Origin of the sequence: Ezakiella coagulans (genome assembly GCF_003096635.1) — a bacterium.
Lineage (GTDB): Bacteria > Bacillota > Clostridia > Tissierellales > Peptoniphilaceae > Ezakiella > Ezakiella coagulans.
Genome location: NZ_QEKV01000005.1, coordinates 56,858 through 77,161, shown reverse-complemented (window position 1 = coordinate 77,161; position 20,304 = coordinate 56,858). Strand labels below are relative to the sequence as shown.

Annotated in this window: 6 protein-coding genes; all 6 read left to right on the top strand. The window is 38.4% G+C overall.

Going from position 1 to position 20,304, the window contains the following annotated elements; translation table 11 throughout:
- The first annotated feature begins 100 nt into the window (after positions 1 to 100).
- The 6 genes from C7381_RS05065 to C7381_RS05035 all read left to right on the top strand — a co-directional run bounded on the left by C7381_RS05065 (position 101) and on the right by C7381_RS05035 (position 19,663).
- Positions 101 to 12,472, top strand: coding sequence for an InlB B-repeat-containing protein (locus C7381_RS05065; protein WP_245893762.1), 12,372 nt, complete (start codon positions 101 to 103; stop codon positions 12,470 to 12,472).
- Positions 12,473 to 12,650: 178 nt separating this feature from the next.
- A complete protein-coding gene (locus C7381_RS05060; RefSeq protein WP_116480130.1) occupies positions 12,651 to 13,238 on the top strand; it encodes a hypothetical protein in 588 nt (195 codons plus the stop codon).
- Between the two features lie 55 nt (positions 13,239 to 13,293).
- Positions 13,294 to 13,782 (top strand): ferritin, encoded by a 489-nt coding sequence (locus tag C7381_RS05055; protein ID WP_116480129.1) that lies wholly within the window; start codon positions 13,294 to 13,296, stop codon positions 13,780 to 13,782.
- Positions 13,783 to 14,922: 1,140 nt separating this feature from the next.
- Positions 14,923 to 15,585, top strand: coding sequence for a vitamin B12 dependent-methionine synthase activation domain-containing protein (locus C7381_RS05045; RefSeq protein ID WP_116480127.1), 663 nt, complete (start codon positions 14,923 to 14,925; stop codon positions 15,583 to 15,585).
- Positions 15,560 to 17,905, top strand: coding sequence for a homocysteine S-methyltransferase family protein (locus C7381_RS05040; RefSeq protein ID WP_425433153.1), 2,346 nt, complete (start codon positions 15,560 to 15,562; stop codon positions 17,903 to 17,905). Before C7381_RS05045 ends, C7381_RS05040 begins: the two co-directional genes overlap by 26 nt.
- Entirely contained in the window at positions 17,906 to 19,663 is a 1,758-nt protein-coding gene (locus tag C7381_RS05035) for a bifunctional homocysteine S-methyltransferase/methylenetetrahydrofolate reductase (protein WP_116480126.1), read from the top strand.
- The last annotated feature ends 641 nt before the right edge of the window (positions 19,664 to 20,304 follow it).

Sequence of the window (20,304 nt, the reverse complement as noted above, 5' to 3'; positions counted from 1 at the left end):
ATATGAATAGTTTAATATAATTTATGGTATAATATATATTATAGGTAATAATGAAATTCAATAATAAATTGAAACTATTTTTGAAAGGAGATTATAATTTATGCGAAAGGAATTTAAAACAAAACGTTTACTTGCTTTTGCACTTGCACTTATAATGCTCATCACTGCATTTCCACTGCAAGCAATGTCAGCACAGCTAAACTACGATAATATAGGTGTACAAAAAAGCACTTATATTAACAATGTAAAGCCGGTTACACCGGCGAAGACTGACAAGGCAACGGATTATATAAAAGATCCAAAAATGCCTGAGATTTATACTTTATACTCAGACTATTTAGTTCAAAAGGATCACAAATGGAAGGTTAATTATCAACCCTATGTGGCAAGTGTCGGAGCAAATGCAACACCGGAAGAACAAGCTAAGGTAAATAAAACTATAAATTTACCGGCTTTAAAGGGATATGAAAAGCCACAAGAATCCTTTGACATAACTTATCAAAGTATAGTTGATGCAGCCAAAACTGGAGAAAAAACAGGAGATACATGGCAAGTAAATAAAGAATATAAATATGAAGCGAAGGAAAGTTCATTCTATGTAAAGCATGTATTCCAAAGTTTGACAGATTTTAACGAATATGGAAAAAAAGATGGCGAGGTTGAAGACCATTTTGGCCTAGTTACAGGTAGAACCGGTTCCATATTAGACATCCAACCCTTAGATGAAAGTTTAATTGAAGGTTTTACACCGGAAGCTGATAAATTAACAAGTATGGTGCCGGAAAACACAGGCGGTTTTCAAGTGGAATATCGCTATAACCGTAACGCATACGAAATAGATTATGACACAGATGGGGGTTCAGACCTTGATAGTAGACTTCTATATTATGGACAAGTAATTCCAAAAGTAGAAGTACCAACAAAAAAAGGCTCTGTTTTTCTTGGATGGAAACCATCAACTGAATTAAAGGGAACAGTTAATAATGTAGCTAAAACTTTTGCGGCAAATGAAATTATAAAAGATGGCGCAGGTAATGCAATTAAAGATTTGGATGCAAATCTAATAGTGCCGGCAAAAGATCTTGTTTTCACAGCTGTTTGGAAAGATGCTCCAAAAGCCGATTACCTTATTCAGTTTTGGACTGAAAAGCCGGATTACAACGATAAAGACGACACTCTTCCTTTGCGTGATCGCTATGACTATATAGGTTCAAGAAGAGTTGAGGATGCCGACACAGGATTAAGGCCGGACCTCACTAAATTAGATATCCACGGCATCACCTTCCCTGACTTAAATGACGGACGCTTGGGAAAGGCCCAAGATGATAAAAAAGAATTTGAAAGATATTACTTTTTAAATGAAGACTTGACTAAGAAGCAAAACCGCTCTAAAAAAGACCCAAACGTTCAAAAATCCGTCTTGTCTACAGGGGAAACGGTCTACAATGTTTACTACGACCGCAGAGTATATACCCTTTACTTTACAGCTGCTAATGAAGAGGCGTTTGATTTAGTAGGTAGCTTTTGGCCGATTATAACAAGAGATGGAAAAGTCATAGGGGAAGAAGGGTCTCCTTATAAAGTAGATGTTCGCTTCAACCAAAGCTTGGATAAAATATGGCCAAAGGATCCGGAAGTTTCAAATCTTCCGCCTGGTAGTGGTGATCCAGAAGGAGATACCGGCCTAATAGGTTGGACAATTAACAATAACGCGGGTGAACAAGCTTATCGCGATACTCCACCTTATCGTTTAAGTGCAGAAGATTTTATCGACAGTCAAGATGTAGTGGGAACAGGAGAGTTTGAGGGATTTGGTCACTCAGATCAAATACCTATAGGAGAAAACAAAACAAAAGAGAGGGACAAATATGAGATTTCCCTAGGATCGACATCCTATGAAAAAACTGTTGTCCATCACATTGATATTATAAAGGACGATTTTGAAGGCAAGGAACAAATAGATTATGATATGTCCTATTGGAAGAGCGATACGAGTACAGTCGAGTATGCCTTCGGTTTGCCTCATCTTCAAGGCTTTACTCTTAAAAAAGAGAGAAGGCCGGCAGAATGGATAGGACTAAAAAAAGGTCATGTTGGAAATTGGGACGCATATAAAACTTTTGATGAATTAAATGCAGAGAGAAATAAGAAAACGCCTTTTAGAAGCGACGCCGACAAGATAGAATACATCGACAAATTTCCTTGGGGCAAAAAATCCTTTAAAGGGGTAAATGCCTACAATCATGCAAACTACACTCGTAACAAGTATAAGTTAAAACTAAATAATGACCCTAAGACGATTAAAAACGACAATGAATACACAGATGGCATAAACCGCTTTGATGTATTTTATGAAATGTCATTAAATGACTTGCAATTAGACACAAATAAAAAACCTGAAAGGCCGGCTTGGGTGCCTGAAAACCGGGAATTTAAAGGCTGGGCTACAGATCCTGCCGGTGAAAACTTGTTAAAAGACGGCAATGAAACAAAACTTCATTACGATCAATTTCTTTTTGCCAAGTGGGGAGAACCTGACTATAAATGGAAGGTAACTATTGACCCAGATGGCGGAACAATGAAAAATATTACTGTTGAAGATTTAATCTTTAGAAGAAATGAGTACCACAATTTAAATAAGTCTGCAGTAAAAGAAGCAAATGATGGTAACAAGCAAATCTTTACAGTAAACCATAGAGAAAAGCTTAATAAGGTACAAGCACCTAAACGAAAGGGTTATGACTTTTTAGGTTGGCAAGTTATTAGACACAATGAAGATGGCAGCGTAGATACAAGTTATAGAAATAAATATGGCGTGCCTGAACTTTATGCTTTTGGCAATGATGTTGTTGGCGATGTATATATAAAAGCTATTTGGCTTGCAAACAATAAAATAGATGTTCCTGTATATCATCACTTTATTGATAAAGATGGAAATGAAATAATAAAGCCAAAGAAGTTTGTAATCGAAGATGCTCGTGCAAAATATTATACTGCCGCCACTGCGACAGAACAAAATCAAGATTGGATATTGATGCCTCATGAAGAACTTATGGATTTGCCAGATGAAAATAAAGTAAAGCAAGATTACATTAAGTACAATGAGCATCATAAGTTTGACAATACTGACATCCACTCCCTAAAAGTTGAACCGCTATTTATTTTGGGTGAGGATGGAAATTCTAAACCTAATCAAAAAGCAGAGTTCAATGAATTCCATTTCTATTACAGACGCTTTAAAACTCGTGACTACAAGGTAAATTATCTTGACAAAAAGGCAAAAGACAAAATTGACGAGATAATTAAAAATACGGATACTGTCGATGCAAAGAAAGAAGCTATTAAAGCTATTCTTAAGACTAACAGCATAATACCTCAAGAAGAAGTTGCAAGTAGAAACCGTCACTATGATGCAAGAAATTACAGACACGTACCAGGCTGGAAGCTTGCAAGTGACCCACAACAACAACTTTTCTACAATTTAGATGAAACTACAGGAGAGTTTAAAGGTATCAATGGAACAGGCCTTGATGAAATATTCTTCTATTATGAAGATGTGAGAGTTATAGATGTTCCAGGGAATGAACCGCCTCCAGAAGGATATGTAAGAATTACCTTTAAGGCAGACAAGGGTGGAGCTTTTACTGATAAAAATGGAAATCCAAAGACAGAATTATACTACGATGTAATAAAGGGACTTAAATCAGATTTATTAGTAGTTCCTCAAGAATTAGAAAAGGGTGTTGTCAAAGAAGAAGGCAAGTATAACATCACACCTGACAATGGAAAGAAATTTATCAAGTGGGACGAAAAACCATTATTAAATTCAAATACAATTATAGAAAATACAAAAAAAGATTATTATGTATTCACAGCAAAATTTGAATGGTCAGGATTATCAGCAAAGGGACTTGTAATTACAGAGGCTTTCGAAGACCCTAATAATACTTGGACAAATGACTTTGCACCAAAGATTGAAGATTTAAATAAACAGCTTGAATGGAAGGAAAAAGATGTTGTAAAACCACTTCCAACAGGAACAAAAATTGAGTTTTTCGATGAAGACGGCAATGAACTAAAGACAGACGAAGATGTATATAACTTGGTAAATGAAAAGAATGCTCTCGACAAAGACGAACTTGTTAGAACAGTAAACATCAAGGCTAAGGTTACTTTCCCTGATAAAAAAGAACCTCAAGAATTAGACATACCTGTTAAAGTTTACAAGAATGTCTATGAAGCTTTAACAACGGGAGAAAAACCATTATTCCTATCTGAAGCTGAAAAGGGCGACTTGAGGGATGTAACTGGAAACTATGTGATGGTTACAGTTGCACCTACTGGGGAATTGAAGAACAAAGACAACAAAGTTTACTATGTAAACAAGAATGCATGGGTAGAAATCCCAGAACTTCAAGCTGATGGAACTTCATTCATAAACTGGACAGCAGACAAAGAAGCACAAAATGAAAATCAAGAAGCCAATGGAAAATTCGATTTTACTAAGCGTCATAAATTCACAGAAGTTACTGTCATTAGTCCAAGATTCTCTCAAACAAATGAGCTTGTAGTTCACGAATCATATAAAGATGGTGACACATGGGTTAACGACTTTATTGCTAGCGAGCTTACAGAGAAGAAACTTAAAGAAGCCGTTCAAGTAAAAGATGCAAAAGGCAAAGCGATGGCATTAGGTACTGAGGATAAGATCGCTATAGTCGATGATGCAGGCAAAGCTTATGCGAACGATGATGCATTAAAGGATGCATTATATGACAAGCTACAAGAAAAAGACAACGATGGCATGCCAAGCAGAATTGAAAAAATAAAAGTAAGAGTAAGCTTTAAGGATGGAACAAGCCAAATTGTTGAGATACCGGTTAAGGTTATCAAGAACATCTACGAAGCAAAGACATTGACAGAAAAACCTTACTACGTTCCAGATGGATATGTAAAGGTTACAGTAGACCCAACAACTAAGGCTACTGATCCACAAAAGACTTACTACTATGTCAATCCAGATGCTAAAGTTGTAATACCAGGTAATGATCCAACAGGAGTTGACCCTAACAAGTTTATCAAGTGGATAATCGACGGAACAGATACTGAATACAAACTTTCAGAAAATCCAAGACATCAATTTGTAAGAGATACTACTATTAAAGCGATATACTCTGAAGATGTAATACCTCAAGAAGGTAACGACAAACCGGATGGAGTACCAGATTACTTTGTAAAAGTTACTTTTGTAGAAACAGACAAGGGTACTTTGGATGGAGCTAAGGTATACTGGGTTAACTCTAAAGTGGAAGTAACGATACCGGTTGCAAAACCAGTAGGCAAACAATACTTCACATTCAAAGAGTGGAAGATGGGTGCAGATGCTAGTGGAGCAGTTTACAATCCAAAAACTCCTACGAAGTTTACTAATCCTGAAACAATTATCACAGCGACATATGATGAAGAAGCGAATATAATTCCATACGATCCAAGTGCTACCGATCCAATGCAAAGACCAGATGGCTATGTGAGGGTAAGCTTCGCAGCACAAGAAGGCATCACTCTTACAGAAAATAAAGCATACTATGTAAAGAAGAATGCAGGTATATTGCTTGGAGATAAAGAACTTGTAAAACCTAACCTTGCTGTTAAGACTGGTTATAAGAATGATAAGTCTAAAGAGTGGGATAAGGATGACACACTTGAGATAAAAGATAAAGATGTAGTTGTCATTGCTACTGCTACTCATTTAGATCCTGTAATTCCTCAAAAGTATATTAATGGATCAGATAAACCAACTGGCTATGTAACAGTTACTTTTGTAGCTGATAAGAACGGCGAGATAAGAGATAAGAATGATACAAAGATAGATAAAAAAGTTTACTATGTAAACCCTAATGAGTATGTACGACTAGATGCACCTAAACCTGTAGGCAATACAGGCTACGACTTTGTGGCATGGAGCAAGGAAAATGTTCAAGGCGAATTCAGCATAGAAAACTTTATAAAATATACAGAAGATACAACTATAAAAGCAATGTTCAATCAAAAGGACGATGTATATCCAAAGCTTAAAGACGATGAATCGGATAAGCCGGCGGGCTATGTAAAGGTTACATTTGAAATAATTGGAAATTTAGGAAAGATTGCAGACAAGGAAGTCAAAACTTACTATGTCAATCCAGATAAATTAGTCTCACTTAAAGCTCCTAAGACCGTAGATGGCACGGGATATATCTTTGATGGCTGGAGATTTGAACCTAATACTACTGCTGAAAAAATTGATCCTGCAGATAGAAAACAATATAAAGAAGAAACAATTATCTACGGTAGCTTCAAAGAGCTTGATGATATCATACCAGCAACAAATGGTAATGGATCTGCTAACATGCAACCGGTAGACTACGTTGTAGTACTATTCGTAGGAGGAGAACACGCTAACAAAGTTGATGGACAAGTAAAATACTTTGTTAATCCAAAGGCGGGTAAGAAGATTAAAGACTTACAAAAGCCTAAGATAACACCTGACACAGGTTGGAAGCACAGTGGCTGGGACAAGGATGATGAGACAGAGATAAAAGGTTACATGTTTGTTATTGCAAAGTATGAAGCAATTAAGCCTGTAATACCAGCTCTTAAAGAGGATGGAACTCCAAATGATAAGCCGGATGGCTATGTAAAAGTTACATTCAAGGCGGGTCAAAATGGTAAAATAAAAGATAAGAATGGCAATCCAATTGCAGAGCTAGTTTACTATGTAAACCCTAACGAGTATGTTCAATTAGATGCACCAGAAACTGAAGGCAATACAGATTACAAGTTCGGTTCATGGAGCAGTGACGATAAATTCTTTAGCTTGGATAACTTTATCAGATATGAAAAGGACACAACAATCACAGCAAACTTTAATCCGAAAAAAGACGTTATACCTAAGACAAAGCCTGATGAGTCAGAGAAACTTGATGGCTATGTAACAGTTAACTTTGTACTTGAACAGAAAGATGGCAAAGATGCTGGAAAGATTAAAGCTGGAGAAACTATCACTTACTTTGTAGCTCCAAATAAATTAGTAACGATAGATCCACCAGATATAGAGGTGTATATAGGATACACATTTGTTGAGTGGAAACCAGACACTACTAAAGCAAGACAATACGGAGCAGACACAACAGTAAAAGGAACTTTTGAAAAGCTAGATGATATAATCAATACAAAGAACCCTGACGGCACAGTTAATCCTAAGCCGGAAGGCTATGCAACAGTTCGCTTCCTAAAGGGAGATCATGGTGTGCTAGATGGACAAACAACATTCTATGTTAATCCAAATGCAGGCAAGAGGCTAGAAGATCTTAAGCCTGGAGCTATAAATATAGTACCAGATTATACTTTCTACTTTGACAGCTGGGATATGCCTCTTACAACTACTATTACTACAAATTTAGTTGTAACAGCAAAGTACCAACAACATCCTGATATAATTAAAGCGGGGCCAGCTGATACAGCTCCAGCAGGTTATGTAGTAATCATCTTTGAAACAGATGGCAATGGTACTATAACAGGTAACATAGAATATGAAAAAGACAAAACTAATCCAGCAAAGAATGAAACAGAGATAGTTTACTTTGTAAATCCTAAGAAAGGTATTAAGCTTGCTAACTTAGAAGAAGGTGGAGCACCTACAGATAAACAACTTGCTGTACCAAGCACTACTCCAAATGATAAGTATCAATTCGAGAAGTGGCATACAGCGATTGACGCTGATACACCTATCATAAGAGGTAGAGTTCATATAGCGATATTCAAACCTAAGGAAGTTAAATTAATTTATGATGCAAATGGAGCTACAAAAGGAACAGCACCTGCTGAGGTGACAGTTGACTACGGTACAAGTGTAAGACTTGCACACCAAGGTGATCTTGAAAAGAAAGATGCAAGATTTGCAGGCTGGATAATCGATCGTAAAGACTATAAAGTCGGCGATCAAATCACCTTAATAAAAGATACCACGGCTTATGCAAAATGGACGACTGATGATACAATCATTAAGTACGATCCAAATGCTACCGACCCAACTCCAAGACCAGATGACACTTATGCAAGAGTTACATTCGCTGTGGACAATGGTCTTGAATTAAAAGAATTCAAAGCATACTACGTTAAGAAGGATGCGGGTAAAAAGCTTGGAGATACAGAACTTGTAAAACCAGGATACAGTGAAGAGATTGGATACAAGTTTGACAAGTGGGATAAGAATGACAATCTTGAAATCACAAGAGACGTGCTTGTAACTGCAAAGGCAATTAAGCTTGACACAGCTATACCAGAAACAAAAGAAGATGGAACTCCTAACGATAAACCAACAGGCTACAAGGAAGTAGTATTTAAGGTTGAAGACGCAAATAAGGGTATGCTTGAAGGCGTTACAAAGTTCTATGTTAATCCTACTGAATATGTAACTATAAATCCGCCAACAGCAAAGGCGAAGACAGGTTACGAATTTGGAGGATGGAATAAAGATGCTACAAGACCAACAGTTTACAAAGAAGACTTAACAACTATCACAGCAAGCTTTAACGACTTGAAAGCTGTCATACCAAAGACAAATCCAGATGGAACAGAAAACAAAAAACCAGCTGACTACAAGACAGTTACCTTTGTAATTGAAGGTAGAGGTGGAGACATTCGTGCTGGAGAGGTAAAAGTTTACTATGTAAATCCAGAAGAAGAAGTAAAAGTTCCACAACCAAAGACTTTAGCAGATACAGGCTACGAGTTTGTTATGTGGGATAAAGACACTACAACAGATAAGAAGTACACAGAAGACACAACTGTTAAGGGTAATTTCAAGAAACTTGACGACATCATTCCATCAACAGATGGCACTGGGCAAGCGAATGCAAAACCAGATGGCTATGTAAAAGTGACATTCGATAAGGGTGAACATGGTAAAGAGATAAAGGGACAAACTGTTTACTATGTAAATCCAAAGGCTGGTATAAAACTTGGCAATTTAGATATTGCTAAACCAACAGTAACAGCAGAAACAGGATACAAGTTTACTAAGTGGGATAGAAATGACACTGAAGAAATTAAAGACAATATAACAGTTACAGCACAATATGAAGAACTTCTTGATGTAATTGAAAAGGACAATCCTCAAGGTGGAGAAAATAAGAAGCCAGAAGGATACATCACAGTTACATTTAGCACAGAAGCAAATGGTAAGATAAAAGATACAGCTGATACAAAGACAAAGCTTGTATATCTAAATCCTAATAAGGCACATGTATTAAGACCATATGCACCAGATGTTACACCTAACACAGGATATGACTTTGCTGACTGGGATACACCAATCGACAAGAAGATCCAGTACGATGACGGCGACGTAATCAAAGCTCTTTACAATATAAAGGGTGACGTAATTCCACAAGAAAAAACTGATGGAAGCGATAAGCCAGAAGGCTACTTAACAGTTACATTTGTTAAGGGTGATCATGGCGAATTAGAAGGCAAGACTATTTATTATGTAAATCCTAATAAAAAAGTAACAGTACCTGCACCAAAAGTAAATGCTTCTGTTGGATATAAGTTTAGAGATTGGAACGAAGAATTAACTCAAACATTTACTGCTATTAATACAATTATTACAGCACAATATGATCCGTTAGACGATATTATTGAGCAAGAAAAGACTGATGGTAGTGATAAACCAGAAGGATACTTTACAGTGACATTCCTAGCAGATTCTAATGGATCATTGGTAGGAAAGACAGTTTACTATGTAAAACCAAATGTTGATATAGACTTAACAAATACAGCCAATGGAATTACTAAGAAGGCAAATGTAGGTTATACAAAAGATGGCGGAACTTGGAATCCAATAATAGAATCCAAGAAGTACGCTGCTGATGAGACTTATACATTTACATTCAAACCATTAGCTGATGTAATTGAAAAAATAGACGAGAATACTAAAAAACCAGATGGATATGTTACTGTTAAACTTATTCCAACAGCTAAGGCTACAGATGAAACAAAGGCAGATAAAGTTTACTTTGTAAATCCAAAAGCGGAAGTTACAATTATAAACAAGCCAGAAGGTAAGAAAGAAAAGATTAACGAAATCGAATACACTTACACATTCACTGGCTGGACAGTAACAAGAGGCACTATAGCATCTTGGACTGATGAAAATATCAATGGACAATTTACTCAAGAAACAGAGATCACTGCTAAGTACTCTACAAAAGTTGACATGGGAGAAGTGCTTCCATCACCAGTACCAAAGAAAGACGCTGTAACAGCAAAGGGTGATACACCAAATGCAGAAGATTTGATTAAGAACATTCCAGGTAGTGAAAACAATCCACTTCCAGAAGGAACAGAAATCAATTACACTGATGATGGTAAACCTGATGTAAATAATCCAGGAAAGACTACTGCAAAAGTAGAAGTGAAGTATCCTAATGGCAAGACTGTTGTAGTTGAAGTACCACTTACAGTTGTTGACCATGTAGTTCCACAAATTGGTGTAGAAGATGGAGACAAACCATTAGTACCGGACTCTTATGTAAAGGTAACAGTAGACACAACAGACAAGGCAACTCCAAATACGATGTTTACAAAAGTATTTTGGGTTAAGCCAGGTGTAACAGTTACTATACCAGGCATACTTGCTCCAACAGGAAAACCTGAAACTGATACAAATGGTGTAACCAATACAAACAATTTCAAGAAATGGAAATTAGTAGGAAGCAATCCTGAGAAGTTCTATGAAAATGAAATTACAGATACTTTCACAGCAAAAGAATCTACAATACTAGCAACTTATGAACAAGATAAGAATGTAGAACCTCAAGCTAAAGATGACCAATGGATACCACAAGGACATACACCAGATCCAAAGGACTTCATCAACAACCCATACAATGACAAAGATCCTAAAAACAAGGACAATCTTCCGCCGGGAACTAAATTCGAATTTGTGCCGGGAACAGAACCTGACACAAGAGAACCTGGAGAAAATAAACAAACAACAATTAAAGTTATTTATCCAAATGGAGAAGTAAAAGAAGTTCCAGTAATTTACAATGTAAGTGGTGACGTTGTTGAACAAACAGATCCAAACAAGAAGCCGGATGTACCGGATAACTTTGTAAAGGTCACTGTTGATACAACAGAACTTGCAACAAGAGATTCTTACTATGTAAAGACTTACTGGGTAAATCCGGACAGAATGGTCAAAATTCCAACCGAAAAACCGAAAGGTATAAAGGACGACAAAGACAACAGAGTATGGCTGTTTGATTATTGGCAAGCAGATTCTAAAAGTGGAGAAGGAACGAGATATAGAGATGTTATCGAAGATCGTTTCACCGAAGACACATATATCAAAGCTTACTACTACAAAGCCGACATTCCTGAGCCGGGCTCGGACTATGTTGTTACAGACGTCAATGTTCTTCCGAATGAGGATGAATATAGAAGTAAAATCACGCCACCTGATGGAAAGAAAATTGACTATGTAACAATTCTAGATCAACCGGATGTTTCGAAGGCGGGAAATAGAACACAAGCTGAAGTTAAAGTTGTTTATACAGACGGAACAAGTTCAACTGTAACGGTTAAAGTTTATGTTCAAAGACCGGGAGAAACAAATACTCGAATTGTTTACAGAGACAAAATCGTTGAAAAAGAAAAGATTGTTGAAAAGATTATCAAGATAAAGGACAACCAAAGACTCAAAGAAGTCAGATTCATGCAAGGTTTCGAAGGAAAGTTCAGACCGCACGACGGACTTACAAGAGCTGAGGCGGCACAAATTTTGGCAAATGCTTTGAAACAAGACGGTTACAAGTACAATCCAGCATATCCGATAAACTACAAAGACGTAAAGCAAAAATGGTACACACAAGCAATTGTTATTACCACACAAGCAAATGTCTTTAAGGGTTATGACGACGGATACTTCAGACCGGAAGAAAAGATTTCAAGAGCTGAATGGATTGCAACTCTTAAGAGATTCCAACAACTTAAAGATGCTGACGGAAATAGAATGGGACTCAAAGCAAATCACTGGGCTACAAGAGAAGTTGAAGCAGCTTATGAAGAAGGCTGGCTCCAAATTTATACAAACGGAAATGCAAAGTTCAATGCAAATGAACCGATCACAAGAGAGGAAGTTGCAGCTGTAACGAACAAAGCATTCGGACGTTTGATCGACAGAACTTATATTAGGAGAAACGACAAGAGTGTCATAAACTACAAAGATATAAATCCGTCGATGTGGTCATATGTTGATATTCTATGTGCAAGTAACTCGTTCATTCGCGACGAAAACTTCTATATGTCACACGGAATTGAGTATATCAATTCTATGACAAACAGTATCGAAGGAACTATTATATTTAATGTTCAACTTAAAAATCTTGAAATCATTCAAGATAAATTCCAAAGATATTTGAGATAATTTATAAGCGGCGATAAAAATGCGCCGCTTTTTTAATGGAAGCATTTTAGGTGGCAATTGATGTAAAATGTGGCATTTTATATTTTGAAAAATGCACACAACAAAATAAATCGCAGCCACATGTTATAAAAAAATATAGATGGGTATATAAATAAATAAGGGCTTAAGGAGGTTTGTCATGGAAAGAAATACCGGTTCCGAAAAAACGAATTTTAAACAATGGATAGTTGTTGGAGTGCTTGTTTTGGCAATTGCACTCATTATATACTTTATGGTTGTGACGAAACAAAAAACTGAAAGTTACAATAAAAATCTTAGTGCAAACATAACCGGTCTTTTGAATGCGAACAAGACTTATTACATTAAAGACTACGACAAGGAAGATGATTCTTCATACGATGTTTCAAAGTTTAAGTCGGTTGTTTTGCTCGGATATGACAATGAAAAGCCGGGAGTTGTTCAAAAGGTGAGCGAGTTCGGTGAGACAAAGGATGAAGATTATCTTTTCATTGCTGAAAGAAAGGGCAAGAAAGAAATCAGCGTTCTTTTGAAAAAGCCTGTAGTTTTGAGTCACGAGGTGACGACTGATTTAAGCACATCATCGGTCACAGAGACAAATAATCTCGTGTCGAATTTGAAAAGACAAATAGAAAAAGAACTCATAAGTTCGAAAGACCAAGAAAGTATTTTTGAAGATACAAAGTCAATTTTAAAGACATATCTCGAAGCTCTTGGATATGAAAGTGTGGTAATCACAGAAAAGTAGTAGTTAGCCGTGCATACGCACAGTGAACATAAATTTTAGAAAAGGGGAGATTAAAATGATTTCAGAAAGATTAGCAAAAGCAATTAATGAACAATTGAATTTTGAATTGGCAAGCGGTTATATTTACAAGGGAATGGAAGCATATTTCGGCAAGGAAGGATATGATGGATTTAAACACTTCATGAAACTTCAAGCTGAAGAAGAATATGAACACCATCAAAAATTTGCTGAATTTTTATACGAAGTGGATTGCACAGTTGAATACAAAGCAATTCCTGACGTAAAAAATGATTACGAAAGTCCAAAGGCAGCAATCGAATCTGCATTGGAACATGAAAAGGAAGTAACAAAGAGAATTCACAACTTGTATCAAATTGCTCTTGAAGAAAAAGATTATGAAGCAATCACAACTCTCGACTGGTTCTTAAATGAACAAGTTGAAGAAGAAGACAACTTCAGACACATTCTCGATCAATATGATTTGCTCGACGACGCAAAAACAACGACTTATTGGATTGATAAGGAATTGGGAAAAAGACAATAGAATAGGTGATTTAAAAGGTGGAACACGATAGGTGTTCCACCTTTTTTTGCGGGCCTTTTCGCGATAAAATTGAATGTTGATTGTAGAAACTGGTAAACACCGTACGTAGCGGCGACCGGTTTTTTTATCCATCGAACAGAAATCTTTGATTTCGTGGCGAGATGAGATAAAAAGGTGTGTCGCCGCAAAAAGCTCACTCCGAAAACACTCGATCTAACCGTTTCTCATCAAATTATCATCGCAAATAACAGTGTTTGCGGGGAAGAAATTTCATACGAAGAAAATATTGCAATGTGAAAATAAATTACTGTAAATGTTATCTTGTTGTATGTGATTACGTTGCCTGTAGCGTCGGGCTACGTCCCGACGCATGAGCTATGGATAAAAACACGTGTATAAGCAATATCGCGATACAAATTTTGAACGCTGCCCGTAGCGGCGACCAGTTTTTTTGCGGGTGAGGTAGAAATCTATGATTTCGTAACCGAACGCGCAAAAAGGTGTATCGCCGCCAAAAAGGAGAACGGGTGGGAGAATATCTTGATGAACACACAATGATGGATGGAGATAAAAATTGTTTGGATTTTTGGTTCGATATTTTATGTAATCAGCGTTGTTGGTGTAAAAACATATTTCACGTACACAAAAATGGGCGTCGGGATGTAACCCGACGCTACTGTTTGGGGAACGTACAGAGCGAAGATATGTTTATAAATGGTATGGGGTTTTGGGGTAATATATTTAGATGCATACACGCCGCCCGTAACGGCGACCGGTTTTTCCGACGCACGAAATAGAAATCTTTGATTTCGATATTGAGTGCGGAGAAAAGCGTATCGCCGCCAAGAGGGAAAATTGGTCGAATGAATTTGCGGAAACACACAATTATGTATGGATTTAAAAATTGTTTGGATTTTTGGTTCGATATTTTATTTGTACAACGTTGTTGGTAAAATACGTATTTAATGTACACAAAAATGGGCGGGAGGACATCGTTACTCCTAACGTCGTAACGTATGCCGTCCCGCTGCGTTGCGATTGCTAATGTCTGCAATTGCCAAAAATTCCATCACCACATCCCAACTAATTTGATAATGAATTGTTATGAGTTTATTCATAAATTATGTTATAATGTAATCTATGAATTATTTTTTTGAGAATATTAATAAAAATGAAATACTTAAATATCTGGGATACAGAACCGGAGAGGTGCCGGCGGACATTATGGAGGAGATCGACGAGGCGATTTCAATTGTAAAAAAATGTGCACGACCGAAGTATGTGTTCAGATTTTTCGATAAAGATGACGAGGTGTTAAAAGAAATTGCTGTCGGACGAGATATGGCGGAGCTTCTTAGAAGTTCATTCAAGGTGATTCTTTTTGCGGTCACGCTTGGAAACGAGATTGAGATGGAAATTCGAAAGCTTTCATTTACGAATCTCAGCATGAGTGTTGTGGTTGATGCGACGGCGAGTGCGGCGATTGAAGCGTTTGCGGAGGAGCTTGACAAGTCTTTTCAAAAGGAGTTTTCCGGGTTTTATTTGACCGACAGATTTTCGCCGGGATACGGTGATATGCCGATTTCGATTCAAAATTATTTTTTGACTGCGATAAATGCGAAGAAAGAAATTGGAATTACAACGACTGCCGAGGGGATTATGACTCCGAGAAAGTCTATAACGGCAATTATGGGTGTGTCAAAAGAGGTTCAACCGCATCGACACAGAGGTTGCGAAAATTGCAGACTTTTTAGAAATTGCGAGTTTAGAAAAAGAGGTGAAAATTGTGGATACGAAGGATAGAGTTGTGATTTTGGACGGAGCTATGGGAACGATGCTTCAACAGGCCGGAATGAAGGTCGGCGAGATTCCGGAGCTTTTAAATATAAAAGAGCCGGAGATGGTGAACGGCGTTTATAGAAAATATGTCGACGCGGGTTCGGATATTATTTACGCATGCACATTCGGTGCGAACAGGCGAAAACTTGGAGCCGAGAAGACGAGAGAGGTCGTCGCTGCGGCAACGAGAAATGCGAAAGCATGTGCTGAAAAAACGGGCGCAAAAGTTGCACTTGACATAGGACCTATTGGAGAGATGCTCGAGCCGCTTGGCACGCTCAAATTCGAAGAAGCAATTTCCATTTTTAAAGAGGTCGTCGAGGCGGCAAAGGACAATGTGGACATAATCGTGATTGAGACGATGACGGACCTTCTCGAGGTAAAGGCTGCGATTTTGGCTACACGCGAAACGACGGACAAGCCGATTTTTGTCACGATGACTTTCGAAAAAGACGGCAGAACTTTTGCGGGAGTTAGCATCGAAACTTTTGCAAATATGGTGCAGGGACTTGGCGTTTCTGCGATTGGAATAAATTGTTCGTTGGGACCGGGCGAAATGGTTTGGATGGTGAAAAAGCTTTCCAAAATCACGGATGTGGATCTTATTGTAAAGCCGAACGCCGGTCTTCCGGATATGAACGGCAAATATAATTTGACTCCGGAGGAATTTTCGAAAACTATGGGAGAAATTTTGGAACTCGGAGTAAAATATGTCGGCGGTTGTTGTGGAACAGACGAGAGATTTATCCGAAAATTATCGGAAAATTTCAAAGGTCAACCCGTTAAAGAAAGAGCTGTAAAAAGGATTTCGGGACCGTCTTCGGGACTTCGAGTTCTCAAAAATTCCGGATTTAAAGTTGTCGGGGAGAGACTTAATCCAACGGGGAAAAAGCGTTTTCAGAAAGCACTAAGGGAAGAAAATATGGACTTCTTTGTTCGTGAGGCGATTTCACAAGTCGATGCCGGAGCGGATATTCTCGACGTCAATGTCGGCTTTCCGGGGATTGACGAAGTGAAAATGCAAGCAAAGATTGTTAAGGCACTTCAATCCGTAATCGACACTCCACTTCAAATCGACAGCACGAAGCCGGGAGTAATTGAGAGTGCGCTCAGAGTTTATAATGGAAAAGCGATTGTGAATTCCGTGAACGGCGAGGAGGAAAAGCTAGAGAGCATTCTTCCGATTGTAAAAAAATACAATGCACAGGTGATTGCGCTTTTGATTGACGAAAGGGGAATTCCGGAAACTGCGGAAGAAAGACTTGAGGTTGCAAAAAAGATTGTGAGTCGTGCGGACGAAATCGGAATTTCACGAGACGACATATATATTGACTGCCTCACTCTTACAGTTTCGTCAAATCCGGAAGGTGCGATGGAAACTATAAAGACGATGGAGCTTGTGCGTGATGAACTTGGTGTGAAAACTGTGCTCGGCGTTTCAAATATCAGCTTCGGTCTTCCGATGAGAGAGGCGATTAACGAGGTTTTTCTCATGCTTGCTATGAACGCAGGACTAAATCTTGCGATTATAAATCCGAATACGGACAGAATGATGGAAGCGGTTCATGCATATAAAGTTTTGAAAAACGAAGAAGGTGCAGTTGACGATTTCATCGAGCGTTTTTCGAATAAGGAAACGGCTCCGGTTTCAAAAACCGAGTCGATGGACATAAAGACTGCGGTCTACAAGGGCTTAAAGGGAAATGTGAAGGATGAGGTAAAAAGGCTTCTTCAAGAAAAGACGGAGCTTGAAATTGTTGACGACTATTTGATTCCGGCACTCGACAAAGTGGGCGACGATTTTGAAAAGGGAGTGATTTTCCTGCCGCAACTTATAAAGAGTGCGAGCGCGGCGGAAGCGGGTTTTGAAGTAATAAAAGCTGCGATTTCAAAGAGCGGTAAAAAGACAATTTCAAAGGGCGACATTATTGTTGCGACGGTAAAGGGTGACATTCACGACATCGGAAAGAACATTGCGAAAGTCATTCTTGAAAATTACGGCTACAATGTGATTGACCTTGGAAGAAATGTGGACGCCGAAACGATTGTCGAAGAGGCTAAGAAAAGAAATGTGAAGCTCATTGGTCTCAGTGCACTCATGACGACGACACTCGAAAACATGAAACTCACAATCCTCCGTATAAAAGAAGAGCTGCCGGATGCAAAAATCATGGTCGGCGGTGCAGTTTTGACCGAGGACTATGCAGATGAAATTTGTGCGAATTTTTATCTAAAAGATGCAAAGAACAATGTTTTGGTAGCGAAAAAGGTTTTTGGTGAATAAATGACGAAAATTCAAAATATAAAATTCCCACTCGTTTTTGACGGAGCGATGGGAACATATTATCCCGACAAATCGAAAAGGATCATGCCGGAGTGCGAAATGGCGAATCTTTTCGATTCGGAAGTGATTTATGAAATTCATAAAGAATATGTAGACGCCGGTGCGATGGCGATTAAAACAAACACATTCCAAGCAAACACCGTTTCTTTGGGAACGGATTTTTCGGTTGTAAAAAATGTGATTGAGGCAGGGCTATCGCTTGCAAAAAGAGCAGTGAAGAACACAGAAACACTTGTGTTTGCTGACATCGGACCGATTCCGGGACACGATGAAAATTCGATTGATGAACACAAGGAAATCATCGATATATTTTTGGAAAACGGTATAAACGACTTTTTGTTTGAAACATTTTCCGAAATCGGCACATTGAAAGAACTTGCGAAATATATAAAGGCAAAAGACGAGAACGCATTTATTATAACCTCGTTTGCCGTCGGTGCGGACGGGCTCACGAGAACGGGCGGGGTCGGAGAGGACTTGCTGAGTGAAGCTGCGAAATCCACCGACATCGATGCGGTCGGTTTCAACTGTGTTTCGGGTCCGCTGAGACTGAGGGAATATATCGAGAAGATAAATTTACCGGAAAAAATAATTTCAATCATGCCGAATGGCGGCTATCCTACAGTTATAAAAAACAGAACCTACTACAGTGCAAACAAGGATTATTTTTCAAATGCGACGCTCCAATTTTTGGAATACGGCGTGCAAATTATCGGTGGTTGCTGCGGAACGAGACCGGAGTTCATCAGGGAAATCACTGAGCGAATTTCGGAGTATAGATACACGAAGACGAGACCTGAGAAGAAAAAGCACGCACGCCTTGAAACGCCGTACACAGAGAATCTTTTCAGAAATAAACTTGAACACGGAAAGAAACCGATTGTGGTTGAGTTCGATCCGCCGAAAGATTTAAATATGAAAAGATATATGGAAAATGTGAAAGCACTTTCAAACAGCGGTGCCGACGGCATCACAATCGCCGACTGTCCGGTTGCGCGCGTAAGAGTTGACGCAAGCCTCACCGCATACAAAATAAAAAACGAAATCGGAATCGAGCCGATTGTTCACATGACCTGTCGCGACAGAAATGTGAATGCGTCAAAAGCGCTTCTTTTGGGACTGAATCTCGAAAACATTTTGAATATAATAACGATTACGGGCGATCCGGTGCCAACTGCTGAAAAAGACGAGGTGAAGTCGGTCTTTCAATTCAACTCAACGAAATTTGCGACGCTTGTGAGCGACATGAACGAAAAAGTTTTTACAAACAAAATGAATATTGGCGGGGCTCTAAACCTCAACGCAAACAAGTTTGACCTCGAGATAAAACGTGCACAGGCAAAAGAAAAAGCCGGTGTGAATGTGTTTTACACTCAACCGGTCATCTCGAAAACTGCGGTGGAAAATTTGAAAATTGCGAGAAAAGAATTGAAAAGCTATATCATGGGCGGTGTCATGCCGATTGTGAGTTACAAAAATGCGCTCTTCATGAACTCCGAAGCTTCGGGCATTCGTCTTGACGACGAAATCATCGAGCAGTACAAGGGGCTCGAAAGGGAAGAAGCGAGCCGCCTTGCAGTTGAAATCACATCGGACTTTATGAGGCAAATTGCAGATTACGTTGATGGGTACTACATTATTACGCCGTTTAGTAGGGTGGATATTGTGGGGGAGCTGATTAAGCTATTTAAAAAGTAGTTTGCATTTGCGGGCCTTTTCGCGATAAACGCTTGATTCAATATTTCAGTCGCTGCGACATATTTTTCAATATGCCTCACTCCTAAAATATTTCATCTTAACCGTTTCTCATCAAATTATCATCGCAAATTGGAAGGGGTGTTTGCGGGCCTTTTAGCTACAAAATTGAATGTTGATTGTAGAAACTGGTAAACACCGTACGTAGCGGCGACCAGTTTTTTTATCCATCGAACAGAAATCTTTGATTTCGTTGTGAGATGAGATAAAAAGGTGTATCGCCGCAAAAAGCCTCACTCCTAAAATATTTCATCTTAACCGTTTCTTATCGAAAATTCCTCGCAAATAACGGTGTTTATTGAATGTAGAAAATTTTAAGACTTTCAAACACCTGCGCAATCAAAAATTGAGTTTGCGGCGCATCTCATCAAAATATCCTCGCAAATTGTTTATATATTTGCGGGCTTTTTCGCGATAAAATAATTGGAAATGTATGATTTTATGTACGCCGTCAGTAGCGTCGGGTTCACAATCTACGTCAACGACTCATTTCTCCTATTCGTCGAAATATCGTCGGACGTCTTTGCATAAGACCTACCATCGTCTGTTTGATTTTTCAAATCAAACAGTACGGGTTAGGTCTA

Bases quoted from the DNA above. Each gene is read 5' to 3' on its own strand.
- C7381_RS05065 (WP_245893762.1), top strand. From the start codon at position 101: ATGCGAAAGGAATTTAAAACAAAACGTTTACTTGCTTTTGCACTTGCA.
- C7381_RS05060 (WP_116480130.1), top strand. From the start codon at position 12,651: ATGGAAAGAAATACCGGTTCCGAAAAAACGAATTTTAAACAATGGATA.
- C7381_RS05055 (WP_116480129.1), top strand. From the start codon at position 13,294: ATGATTTCAGAAAGATTAGCAAAAGCAATTAATGAACAATTGAATTTT.
- C7381_RS05045 (WP_116480127.1), top strand. From the start codon at position 14,923: ATGAATTATTTTTTTGAGAATATTAATAAAAATGAAATACTTAAATAT.
- C7381_RS05035 (WP_116480126.1), top strand. From the start codon at position 17,906: ATGACGAAAATTCAAAATATAAAATTCCCACTCGTTTTTGACGGAGCG.